Source organism: Bradyrhizobium sp. USDA 4501, assembly GCF_054062115.1.
The window spans coordinates 4,992,070-5,004,047 of sequence record NZ_JBSSEX010000001.1; the positions used below are offsets into that span (position 1 = coordinate 4,992,070).

Annotated in this window: 8 protein-coding genes; 6 read left to right on the plus strand and 2 right to left on the minus strand. The window is 59.6% G+C overall.

Annotation, left to right across the window (positions count from 1 at the left end; all coding sequences use genetic code 11):
- The first annotated feature begins 16 nt into the window (after nt 1-16).
- From ACVWZM_RS22695 to ACVWZM_RS22720, 6 genes are all read left to right on the plus strand, one after another.
- A complete protein-coding gene (locus tag ACVWZM_RS22695; protein ID WP_456854913.1) occupies nt 17-1,741 on the plus strand; it encodes a type VI secretion system-associated FHA domain protein in 1,725 nt (574 codons plus the stop codon).
- A complete protein-coding gene (tssJ, locus tag ACVWZM_RS22700; protein ID WP_456854915.1) occupies nt 1,741-2,250 on the plus strand; it encodes a type VI secretion system lipoprotein TssJ in 510 nt (169 codons plus the stop codon). The genes ACVWZM_RS22695 and tssJ overlap by 1 nt, the downstream gene beginning before the upstream one ends.
- 77 nt (nt 2,251-2,327) lie before the next feature.
- Nucleotides 2,328-3,668: a type VI secretion system baseplate subunit TssK gene (tssK, locus tag ACVWZM_RS22705; RefSeq protein WP_456854917.1), complete on the plus strand. Its 1,341-nt coding sequence runs from the start codon at nt 2,328-2,330 to the stop codon at nt 3,666-3,668.
- A 14-nt stretch (nt 3,669-3,682) separates the two neighbouring features.
- Nucleotides 3,683-4,561: a type IVB secretion system protein IcmH/DotU gene (icmH, locus tag ACVWZM_RS22710; protein ID WP_456854919.1), complete on the plus strand. Its 879-nt coding sequence runs from the start codon at nt 3,683-3,685 to the stop codon at nt 4,559-4,561.
- A 13-nt stretch (nt 4,562-4,574) separates the two neighbouring features.
- Nucleotides 4,575-8,135, plus strand: a complete 3,561-nt coding sequence (gene tssM / locus ACVWZM_RS22715; protein ID WP_456854921.1) for a type VI secretion system membrane subunit TssM — start codon at nt 4,575-4,577, stop codon at nt 8,133-8,135.
- 291 nt (nt 8,136-8,426) lie between these two features.
- The gene (locus ACVWZM_RS22720) at nt 8,427-9,272 is read left to right on the plus strand and encodes a serine/threonine-protein kinase (protein ID WP_456856749.1); all 846 of its coding nucleotides are present in this window, start codon (nt 8,427-8,429) and stop codon (nt 9,270-9,272) included.
- A 35-nt stretch (nt 9,273-9,307) separates the two neighbouring features.
- Here the strand turns inward: ACVWZM_RS22720 and ACVWZM_RS22725 are convergent, their stop codons facing one another.
- Nucleotides 9,308-10,702 carry a hypothetical protein gene (locus ACVWZM_RS22725; RefSeq protein ID WP_456854923.1) on the minus strand — a complete coding sequence of 465 codons (1,395 nt, stop codon included), beginning with the start codon at nt 10,700-10,702 and terminating at the stop codon, nt 9,308-9,310.
- Between the two features lie 65 nt (nt 10,703-10,767).
- Entirely contained in the window at nt 10,768-11,202 is a 435-nt protein-coding gene (locus ACVWZM_RS22730) for a hypothetical protein (protein ID WP_456854924.1), read from the minus strand.
- Nucleotides 11,203-11,978: the final 776 nt, after the last annotated feature.

The window sequence follows — 11,978 nt, forward strand, 5'->3', positions numbered from 1 at the left end:
AGCCTGAAGGTGCAGGATGCATCTCACACTCGGAGTCGTCGGGAAGAACGCCGAGCCCTTGGGCCGCAACGCAAGGCAGGCGTTTGGACCGGAAGGGGGCTCCATCGGTCGCGGGCGCGGTAGCTACTGGCGGCTTCCAGATCCAACCAACACGCTGTCAGGACACCACGCGTTGATCGCATTCAATGGCATCGGTTTCACGATCACCGATACAAGCACGAATGGTGTCTACATCAACACGGTGGACGCTCCGCTGGGACGCGGCAATACCACGCCGCTAGCTGATGGCGATACGCTATACTTGGCGCATTACATCCTCTCGGTCATGATCGAGGACGATCCTGTCGAGGAACGTCGATGGCTAAGCCTGACGGCGGCGAAAGCGGTGCGTGTCGACCGTACAACGCCGACGTTGCCGTCTCCTGCATTCACCGAAAAGTCCGCAACTGCAGCCGTTCCGACTGCCGGACCGTCGGTAAGCGATGCGCATCTTCCGCCCGAACCCTCAAGAGTGATCGGCCCGCGCCAGATCTTCTATTCAGCGGCACAATGCGAGCCGCAGGCACCTTATCCGCCATCCTTGCCTGGAGACAAGCCGCTCAGCAACGACATCGAGGCTGTGGATCCGACACTGGCGGATCTTCCTCGGCAACCGTCGAGCGCTACCACGACCCAGAGGCCATCGTCGCAAGCGCAATCGGGAAACGTCGGATCAATTCTGTTGTCATCGATCGACGCACCATTTGTCAAGCCATCCCGACCGCTGCCCTCTGCCCCCACCAATGGCAGGAGTGTACTGCCGAATGGCCATCCTGCGCCAATCATCCCTGAGGATCTCGATCTTGGCGATCTATTGCCGGGGCCGGTCTCGTGCTGCACGCCGTCGGTGTCACTGCAGCGAACAAAAGCGCGCCTCAATGAGTCGAACGAAGCGCTTCGGATCGCGCCTAAGCCGACCGCCTTTTCTTCGACGAACCACTTCGCGAAATTGCCGAATTCCGGATCAAGGACGCCGCCGCCCGATGAGCGGGAGCTCGATCGGCTGCTGCTGAGACTGAAGGAAACCGCTGCGCCGCGCGTGGTCGGCGCTCCTGAGACAAGAAGCGCGACAAGGAGCGGTGCTCCGCCGTTGCCTGCGAGCCCTCCTTCCGACATAGACGAATTGCAGGCGTTCTGGGATGCGCTCGGTTTCAATCCGGATCTTGTGCCGCAAGCACAGCGTCGAGAGTTTTTTGCCGAACTCGGCCATGCGGTCGCCGAGATGACGAACGGGCTGCATTCGATACTGGCGGCGTGGGCTATGCTCAAGAGTGAATGCCAAATCAGGCCGACGCAGACACGCGCCGGGAATGACAACGCAGTACAGTTCAGCAACAGCCGTCACGTCCTCCGCGAGGCGCTCGCAAAGGATGACGGATTCCGGTTGCTCTCGCGGTCGGTGCGCGCAGGCTTCGACGACATCAAGGCCCATGAGGTCGCGGCAATGGCAGCAATGAGAGGCGCGGTCAGCAATGTGCTCACGCACATGAGCCCCCAGCGTATCGAGAGCGACGGTGCAATCAGCGGGCTTTTCGGCGCTCGCATCAATAAGGCCGAGTTGTGGGACAGATTTGTGGAACTACACGCATCGATGGTCAATGACATTGATCGAACCGCTCGCTCCTATGTCGCAGAAGAGTTTGCTCGAAGCTACGAAACGCAACGCTCAGAATCTGGCCGCATTGAAGGGAAGACGGCCTAATGGCGCCGCCGAATACAGCCCATCGGTTGTCCCAGGTTGGCGGTGCGTTGCTGTTGGCCGTTGCAGCCACCAATTGTTCGACCGACAAGACCGCTAAGACGACGCCGATAAAGTTCGTGATCGAGGCCGATGAATTCGTCAATCCGAACGCGCGCGGCAAGCCGTCGCCGGTCGTCGTCCGCATTTATGAACTGAAGTCGATGACCACCTTCACTCACGCGCAGTTTTTCGAGCTGTTCGACGACGATACCAAACGACTTGGGCCGGATCTGGTGGCCAAGCGCGAAGTCGAGCTGGCGCCTGGCGATAAGATGGACTTCGAGCGCGATACGCCGATCGAGACCCGAAATATCGGCGTGATCGCAGGCTTCCGCGCGGGCAACGATGCCCAGTGGCGCTCAGCTGCCGAAATCAAGCCCGATCGTGACAACAGAATCTCGGTAAAATTGACTGCTCAAGCTGTGAGCATTGAGCACGAAGCCAGCCGAAACTGGTGGAAAATCCTATGACCGGTCCGTCGTGACCACTAGCAGCCGCCGGGGGCACATGCACCTTTTGGAAAGTCAGCGAAGAGGCGACTGAACTGGTGTCTGCGACAAGCAAACCGATCTGGTCCGAAGGCATGTTGGTGCGGCCGCAGCACTTTCAGCAACATGACCGCTGGGTCGAACAACTAGTCGAGAACCGCGTTGCTGGTCTGCTCGGCTACGGCTGGGGCATTCGAAAAATTGCCTTTGATCGTGATCTTCTGGCGCTTGGCCAAGTTGCACTTACCGAACTTGAAGCCATTATGCCCGACGGCACGGCCCTTCATGCGCCGGAGCATGTCTGCCTTCCGACCGGACGAATCCCTCCACCGGCTGCGAAAAATCTGCTGGTCAAGATCGCTGTGGGTACGCGCCGGCAGGCCGGCGGCGACGTCTCTTCCGGGGATACAGTAACGCGCCGCCACGATGAGGAGGTCTTGCAGATCCGCAATGCGACCTCGCCTGAAAAGGCTCCGGTCGATATCAAGGTTGCGTCGCTATCAACACATCTCATCTTTGACGGCGAGGAACAGGGTGATCTGATCGCGCTGCCTATCTGTCGCATCCGTGACATCGATCCGGCTCGCGCGATTGCGTTATCCGACACCTACGTTCCGCCTGCCATCGACATCCACGCAGCCAAGTCGCTGATCGCGCTGCTGAACGAGGTCAGATCGCTGCTGCGGACACGCGCAGAGGCGCTTGCTGCGCGCGCGGATCCTTCGCGCACGACGGCGGGCGGAGCCGGACTGATTGATCTTGTCACTTTATCGATCGTGAATGGCGCAGAAGCCGTGTTCGACCACTTCGCAGCAACACGTGGGCATCATCCCGAAACCCTCTTCCGAGAATTGCTGAGCCTTACCGGACAGCTATCGAGCTTCGTTGGCGATCGACGGAAGTCGCAAGAGGTGCCTGCCTATCGGCATGAGGACCTCGAAAGCTGCTTCACTCCGTTGGCTCATATTCTGCGTGGGCTGCTGGCTGTTGTGATCGAGAGCGCCGCAATATCGCTTCCGTTGCAGGACCGAGACTACGGCATTCGAATTAGCCTGATCACCGACCGCACCTTGTTCCAGGACTCTCGGTTCGTTCTCATCGCCGTGGCAAGCGTACCGGGCGAGACGTTGCGGACCCAGCTTCCGGCGCAGACGAAGGTGGGCTCGGTCGAGCAAATTCGCGATCTCGTCAATCTTCAGCTCCCGGGTGTTCCGATTCACGCGCTCGCCGTGGCGCCGCGCGAGTTGCCCTACATTCAGAATGCCGTCTATTTCGAGCTGGACCGGTCGGTGGAGCTGTGGCGGATCCTGCCGCGCTCGGCGGCCTTTGCGTTCCACGTCAGCGGTGACTACTCGGATCTCCATCTCGAGTTCTGGGCCATCCGTGGGCAACATACGTGACGAGCCCGAACCACATGGATGAACCGACAGTCATCGGTCGCAGGCCAGTCGGTCCGACCCGTAACACTCAAGTCGGGCAATCCTCCGCGTGCGTTGCGCCGAAGATCGCCTTCCCAGCGGGCGCTCTGCCGTCGCCTGTATCTGAATCCGACGAGGTGTGGGCAGCGAACCATGCCGAGATGGTCATGCAAAGCCCGTTCGAGCCAAAGGCAATGGAGGACGCCTTGGTCGCGGCCGCGACGCCGATCCTTTTGGTCGTCGCGCAGCTTCGCGTCGTCAACAACGCCGATATCAGAGTGCTGCGACGTGAGATGGTCGAGGAAATCCATCGCTTCGAGGTGCGTGCGGCCAAAGATCAGGCGAGCGGCAGTGATGTCACAGCCGCCCGTTACGTGATATGCGCGTTGCTGGACGAAGCGGTGATGACCACGCGCTGGGGCAGTGAGAGCGCCTGGAGCGACAACAGCCTGCTTAACCAGTTCCATAACGAGACGTGGGGTGGCGAGAGGGTTTTCCAGATACTCGAACGCGTGCAGGCAAAGCCGGCCAAATACCTCGCCTTGCTCAAGCTCATCAACATCTGCTTGTTGATTGGGTTTGAGGGCAAATATCGCGTGCTGGAAGGAGGCCGCGAGCGGCTTGAAGACCTGCGTTCCGACGTTCGGCGTCTGTTGCGGGATTATACGAGCGAACGACCGGCCGAACTATCGATCCGATGGCGCGGCGCCAAAGTACGTACACGGATGCGTCGCTACGTGCCGTTATGGATCATCTTCACCGCTGCGGCCGTCATTGGGCTGATCGGCTACGGTGTCTTTCATTGGCGCCTATCGGACGAACTCGCGCCCGTTGAGCAACTGCTCGTCATGATGGGCCAGTCTGGACCACGCTAAAAGGGAGGTGCAGGTGTTTGGCGGTCGATTCGCGGCCCTCTTTTCGGTTCGAGGCATCATCACGCTGGCCACCTTGTTGCTGGTCGACGCGTTGATCTGGTTCGGCGGCCCCCACCTTGACCGGTTCGATCAGCATCCGCTGGTTTCGATGACGGCTCGCGCGGCCACAATCGGCTGCCTCTCCCTGACGGTCGTCGTCACCATCCTTGTCCGTTACGGGCTGGCGCGCCGTGCTAACCGACGTGTTATCAAGTCATTGATGGTGAGCGAGGGCCTCGTCACGGCCTCCAAAAATCGTGGCGACGAGGAGATCGATCTCATCCGTGGACGCTTCGAGGACGCGCTGAAGGTCCTGCGCGATACGGCGTTCGCCGGCAAGCGCGGACCGAGCTATCTGTTCGAGTTGCCCTGGTACATCATCATTGGACCATCGGGGGCCGGAAAGACAACGATCCTGCGCAACTCGGGGCTCGAGTTTCCGTTGGCCGAACGGCTAGGCGTCGATCCGGTGGCCGGTGTCGGCGGCACGCGAAACTGCGACTGGTGGTTTACCGAAGAGGCGGTGTTTATCGACACAGCAAGCCGTTATACGACACAGGATACGGATGCCGAGGTCGATCGCGCGGCCTGGCATGGCTTTCTCGATCTTCTTACCGTGCATCGGCGCCGGCGACCGATCAACGGAATCTTGGTTGCGATCAGCCTGCGCGATCTCTTATCGGGCGATGACAACCGGCGCAGGCTCGTCCAGTCGATTCGTTCGCGGATACAGGAGCTCGCCAAGACCTTTAGTATGCGTATTCCGGTCTATGTTCTGGTAACCAAATGCGATCTGGTAGTTGGCTTCACTGAGTATTTCCACGATCTCGACCATGACGGTCGTGCCCAGGTCTGGGGCAGGACCTTTCCTCTCGAGGGACCAGGCGATCAGATCGACGGCGCCGTAGCCCTCGAGATTCAGCAACTTGCCGAACGGCTCGAGGGCAACTTGGCGTTCCGCATGCATGACGAACGTAATCATGACCGTCGAGCAATGATGTATATGTTCCCGAAAGAATTGTGGAGCATCGGGACCGCGGTCGGCGCCTTCGTTAGCGAGGTCTTCCGGCCGAGCCGATTCGAAGTGCAACCGATGCTGCGCGGGGTCTACTTGACTAGCGCTGCCCAGGAAGGAGTGCCGATCGAGAGGCTGAGTGGTGCGATCAGGAGGAATTTCGGTCTGCACGCAAGCTCACCCACGCCGTCCATCGGGCCGGGAAAAACATTCTTCATCAAGAAGTTGCTGACCGACGTGATCTTCGCTGAGCAGGGACTGGTCGGCCGCAATCTCAAACTCGAACGCAAGCTCGCGATGGTGCACTGTGGTGGCTATTTCGTGGCAGTCATACTGGCGGTAACCGCGCTGACGCAGTGGTACGGCGCCTTCGCTCGCAGCGAAGCACGCATCGCTGAAACCAAAATGGCCGCACAGACAGTGCAAGCGCGCCTGAACGAACCACGCGAGCCGCTGGATCTGACTAGGCTCCTGCCGACCCTCAACGCCGCGCGCCGGCTGGGTCTGGCGGCCGGCGAGAACACTTGGGTTGCATGGCTCGGTGGCCTCGGGATTTCGGCGACCCCGGTGCTCGCGCCGGCTGCGCAACGAACCTATGACCAGATTCTGGTCGACCGCCTGCTGCCGGTTTTTGCTGGAAGGCTTGCCGTTCGGATTAATACGGTATTGCAGTCGGGCAACGATACTCTGCTGGACCAGGCCAAGGAAATGTTCCGCATCTATTTGATGCTGGGCGATCCTAGGCATTTCGATCGCGACAAAATGGAACAGGCTATGCGCAGTGAAGTGGCGCTTACGTTTGCGCTCGAGACGACATCAGCTGGCGAACTACAGGAGCATTTTTCACGTCTTATTGAGTTGCTGCCGAGACCCATCACGAGCGACCGGAAGTTCGTGATTGCGGTAGGCTTGCGGCTGATGGAACGTCCTCTCGTCGAGCAGGTCTACGCCCGGCTTTTGCGCGAAGCCGCTGAGAACACGCAGCTCCGGCCAATCGACCTCGTTAGTCTGCTGGGAGCCGGCCAGCTGGAGATAAAGCCCCAGGCTGTTTTCCCCACCATTGGTCGGCAGGATCTCCCTTCGTCTGGCGGCACTGCGATCATTCCAGGCATCTTCACACGGGATGGTTTGATCAATTTCCTGCTGCCGCACCTTCCGCTCATTGTCCAGGACGAGCAAAGCGGCGACTGGGTGCTTGCTGGCAGCTCGTTCGATGTGGCGGACACACAACAGGTCGTGCGCAAGGTCGTCGATCGCTATGTTGCCGATTACATTCGCATTTGGACAAGCGCACTGAGCAGCGTCCGCGTCATCAAATTCGACGATATGCAGCGTGCCTCGGCGATCCTGCGCGGGCTGGCCGGCCCGGAAAGCGCACTGCAGCAGATCATTTCCCTCGTACGCGACAATACGAACCTGCCGCCGCCCGGAGAGCAGACCGCGGTCAAGGCCGGGGAGACAGCGGCCGCCGTATTCTCGGCGGCATTCGGCGACGCCCCCTGGCCGGGAACACGGATCACCGAAGCCTTCCGGCCTGTGGTTCAACTGGGCATAGGCGGAGCCTCCGGACAGGCGGCCAGCATGGATCACATCCGCGATCTTTTCGGCGGCCTGTATGCAACGATGGCCAATATCGCGACCGCGCCCGATCCCGGCCAGGCTGCATTTCAGCTCTTTCAGCGACGCGTCAGGGATCCGAGCAACGATGCCTTTGGCGCCTTGCGCGCTGACTCGGCGCTACGGCCCGAACTGGTCCGTACCATCATGAACGACATCGCGCTCTCGACATGGAGCGTCTTGCTTCGACAGGCGCACGGTCATGTCAATGCCGTTTGGACACGGGAGGTGGCGCCGATCTGCCAAGCGGGCATCTACCAGCGTTATCCATTGTTTGCGACCGCGACCGAGGACGTAACTTTAAAGGACTTCAGCGATCTCTTTCGTCCCGGCGGCATCCTCGATGATTTTTTTCAGAAGTACCTGTCGCCATTCGTCATCGAGGGCAGAACCGGCATTAAACTGGCAACCATCGACGGTAGGACGGCGCCGATCCATGCCGATGCCCTGACTCAATTTCAACGCGCGCGAGAAATTCGCAGGTCCTTTTTCAACGGCGCGGGTTCCGCTCCGGCCGTGAAGTTCAGCATCAAACCGGCCTATCTCGCCTCTAAACTTCTGCGCGCGACGTTTGTCATGGATGGCAAGGAGATCGTCTATCGTCACGAGGCGCCCCGTGCCTACGACCTTGAATGGCCGAGTCGAACCGACGCAAGCATGGCTTCCGTCGCCCTTGTTTCCCTGGACGGAACCGAGGAGAGGATTGAGCGCTCAGGCCCTTGGGCTCTGTTCCGTCTTATCGATGCTTCGCGTTCCACCTCGCGTGGCGCTCCCGACCGTTTCACGATTACGATCGGTCAACCTGACCGACCCGACGTGACCTATGAACTGCGGGCAGAAAGTGTAAGCAATCCGTTCAGCTCGGGCGTCCTTCGTTCGTTCCGATGTCCGGATCACCTATGATAGGAGCGCCGTGAGAGCTCTTCTTGGCTTTTCGGGAGGAAGAGGGCACATGCCGCTGACGGCACCTTGGCGCGAGCGGTGGGGTCGGCCGCAACGCTGGTAGGCCGTCCCAGGCCGCAATCAGATCGTAACGGCAACACCTCATCATGAGCTCAACGGATTATTGGCGATCGACGTTCCGACGGGCAGGGGCCTTCCTTGCGCTTTTGCGCGACATGCGACCAGCGACATGAATGCGATCCTCGAATGCCTACTTGAGATTGTGCTGTGAGTGAGGCTCCCTTGGGATACGTGCTCGGCGGCCGCTTCGACCTGGCAGAGATTATTAGCGGGGGCGGCACCAGCACCGTCTATCGAGCGATTGATCGGATCGGCCTGTGGGCACGTGAACAAAATCCAGAAGTCGCAGTGAAGGTCATCCAACCACATGCGAAGATGCGCCAGAAATTAGTCGAGTTATTGCACCGCGAGGCGCGTCTTTTGCGCGATTGCGTACACCGGAATTTGGTGCGGATCTACGATTCCGACTACGATGGCAAGTACCATTACCTGGTCATGGAGTTCTTAAAGGGCCGCTCGCTGGCGCAGATCCTGGCGGATCGTCAGGGACGGCCGCTTTCGCCCTCCGTGTCCCTTCAGATCGTACGCGCCGCCGGGCAGGGCCTCGTTCACATGCACAGTCTAGGGATCGTCCATGGTGACCTCAAACCGGGAAACATCTTCGTGACCTCGACCGGCGAGATCAAAATTGTGGACTTTGGGACAGTCCTCATGCTTGACCTTCCGCCGCAAGGCGACAGGGCCACCGCGCTGCTCGACGACATTAGACTATTGACGCCGGCTTATGCATCGCCAGAGATCCTGATGGGTAAGTCACGGGCGGAAAGCGACGATGTCTATTCTCTCGCGGTGGTCGCCTATCTGACCCTGACCGGCAGCCACCCGTATGCCCAGCGGCCAGCCGACGAGGCATTTAACGCAAATCTCACACCGGCGCCGCCGCAGACTATTTCGCCAGCGCAGTGGCGGGTGCTCGCTTCGGGCCTTGCCCTCAACCGCCGCGACCGGATCGATACTGTCGGTGAGTTCGTCCAGCGTCTTGCCCGCCCGCGCTGGTTCTATCGATGGTGCGGTTAGCTGATGCCTCTGGTCGCAGCCCAAGCGCGGTTCCCTTAGCCGGCTTGGGGTCGATGGATGACAAGGATGCGGCCGTCCGGTCCTGATTCGGCTGTGTATCGCTCGCGGTGGATGTGGAACAGCGTCATTGGGACCCGATGGGTCGGCAGAAGTCCGAACTCGCTCAATACGCTGATCAGGGAGCGGTCGGCGACGCGCGGGCCGTGGATCCAATCACGCCCGACACTCTCTCCGATATCGAGCAATGGCCCGATTTGGTTGATCGGGTCAACTCGAGGGTGAGGCGGCAGCCCCAATTCGGGGTATCCAGGCGTGAGAACAAAATTTTCGCCTTGCGGATTATTTGGGGTCACGGGTGCCCGGCCTGGCCGCAATACCGCAGCATAGCGCATACCGTTGATCAGCACACTTTGTGGCCGCAACGATCCTGGAAGGAGGCCGCTTTCTCGCAATTCGGCGATCAGCGGGTCCGGGGCAACGCCGCCGCTCCAACCGGGGAGGACATAAGCTCCGAAGTCACGCCGCACCGAGTTAGCCTCTGCGCCGGCTGCAAGCATCGGTCCATCCGAAGGCATTGTGGGTGCCAATGGTGCTGACGATGGCCCGCCAATTTCGAAGCCCTGAAACATCGCCCCCCTCGCACGTGCCCAGTTCTCGAATTGGGCGCGGTGGAAATCCCGAAGCATATCTCGCAAATTCAGCAGACGGTTACGAAATCCGCCAATCGTGGGTGCGTCGCGGCCTATATAGTCGCGTACATAGGCTTGTATGTCCGTATCCAGCGACGGCAGCGCAATCCGATCAGCCATTGGGGGTCTGTTGGTTTCGCGGATCCACTTGAGGAAATCGCTCATATCGTCTGCGGCATGATCGGCGCCGCGGGAGCGGCTGCTCGGGAGCTTCTCAGTCAGCCAATTCCAAAACGCCTCATAGAGGCGCAAGTCCACGTCATAAGGGCCGGGTCCCGGATTGGAGATGCTACTGTCTGCGGTATGGGTGCTACCGCTATTGGTGATATGGCTGCTACTGCTGCCCGATGACGCTGGCCTGGCTCCCTCAAAGGCCTGAAACATCAAGTTCTTTCCACGAGCCCAGTTCTCAAATTGCAGGTCGCGAAGCATATCTCGCAAGTTCAGCAGGCGGTCACGAAACCCGCCCATCAACGGTACATCGCGCCCTATATAGTCAGCTGCGTAGGCTTGCACGTCGGCGTCCAGCGACGACTGCGCAATCCGGTCGGCCATTGGGGGTCTGTTGGTCTCGAGGATCCATGCAAGGAAGTCGTATACATCGCCTGCAGCAACCGCGGCACCGTGGGAGCGGCGGCGCGGAAGCTTCGCCTCCAGCCAGTTCCAGAAATGGTCATAAAGCTGCGTATCCATCCGATAGGGGCGCGGCCACTGACTGGAGCCGGTGCTGCTGTCACTCACGCGAACCTCCGGCAAAAGATGTAATTGCAGCGTCGAGGCATGCTCGCTCGATCCGACGAGCGACGCTACGCGAGTTCGGTTGGGCCGCATGCCTCAAAATTGAAAACAAGCGCAATTTGCCGTCGCTCCTTTACGATCAATCGTCCTGCAGCCCAATCTTTCTCGTTCGGCAGCGCCATATATGCTGCGATGACCATGAGATATCTGACCACCTCGACCATCCGAGCTTTTTGATACCCGTTCTTGCGTTCGACGAGGTAATTCTTTCGGGGCACAGCGATTCGACCGGCTGCCGCGCAATCCTGATGGACGAGAGCTGGTGGCGCATCAACGCCCCACGCGCTGCATCTCTTTTTCTTGTCCGGCATGGACGGGAGTTCGGTCCGCTGTCCGGTCGTAATGTCCGCGTCTTCATAGCTCCGGGATTGTCGCGGCCTTGCATCCCAAAGCGCCTCGAAGACAGAGGCCACCAGCTTCAGTGCCGCACCCGGACTGGTCATAATGCTCCCCCACTTACGCGTGCAAGGTGCGTCGCACGTTTTCCAAGACGCTTGGTTAAAAAGAGAGATCGCGTTTAATTTTGGCGCGATGTCACAAAGCGGAACAGGTGAATCTGGAGTGTCTGTTCGGTCACAAACAATGTCCGACTATCGCACCGCCGCTGTCAGATTGAGAACACCTATTTGGCAAGCCGCAACCTTTTCAGAGCCTATTCAGTAACTCAAATGAGGAGATGCCATTGGCACGGCTGTTGCCTGTTGAGATGCAGCGGGGACACTTGGCTGACACGCAAAACGCAAGGTGAAGGACTCTCTCTCTTTCCCTTAAATCCACATGCAAGTTTTGAGAAAGAGACCCAACGTATCCGTACCTGAGTGCACACAACGGGTGAGGCGAGCAATGCTAGCGCCGCAGGCAATTTGGATGCACAACTCGCGTGTCCATCCGTGCCGAAGGGAAGGCGCACCGTAAGACGCGCCTCTCGTAATCGGCGCATTGGAGAGAGCGAATGATCCATTCGCGATTGGCGCCACCAGCCGATCGACATACCTTGTGGACGGCGCGAGGAGCTGACATCGGGATTCGCGCCTACCAACTTGCCGGCGGAATGGCTCGCTTGAGCCCAAACCGTGGCGACCGTCTCAGACCTATCGGCAGTTCGTCTAGCGCCGAACGTCCCGTCTGCTGCGGGCGCCGCAAAACGAGTAGGAACGAAGTGCTTCGAGCCCCTCAACGATTCCTCGCTCGTGACAAGCGTGTCGGAACTGCCGCTGCG

Coding starts and splice junctions, on each gene's coding strand:
- icmH (WP_456854919.1), top strand. CDS start 3,683: ATGGATGAACCGACAGTCATCGGTCGCAGGCCAGTCGGTCCGACCCGT.
- ACVWZM_RS22730 (WP_456854924.1), bottom strand. CDS start 11,202: ATGACCAGTCCGGGTGCGGCACTGAAGCTGGTGGCCTCTGTCTTCGAG.
- tssJ (WP_456854915.1), top strand. CDS start 1,741: ATGGCGCCGCCGAATACAGCCCATCGGTTGTCCCAGGTTGGCGGTGCG.
- ACVWZM_RS22695 (WP_456854913.1), top strand. CDS start 17: ATGCATCTCACACTCGGAGTCGTCGGGAAGAACGCCGAGCCCTTGGGC.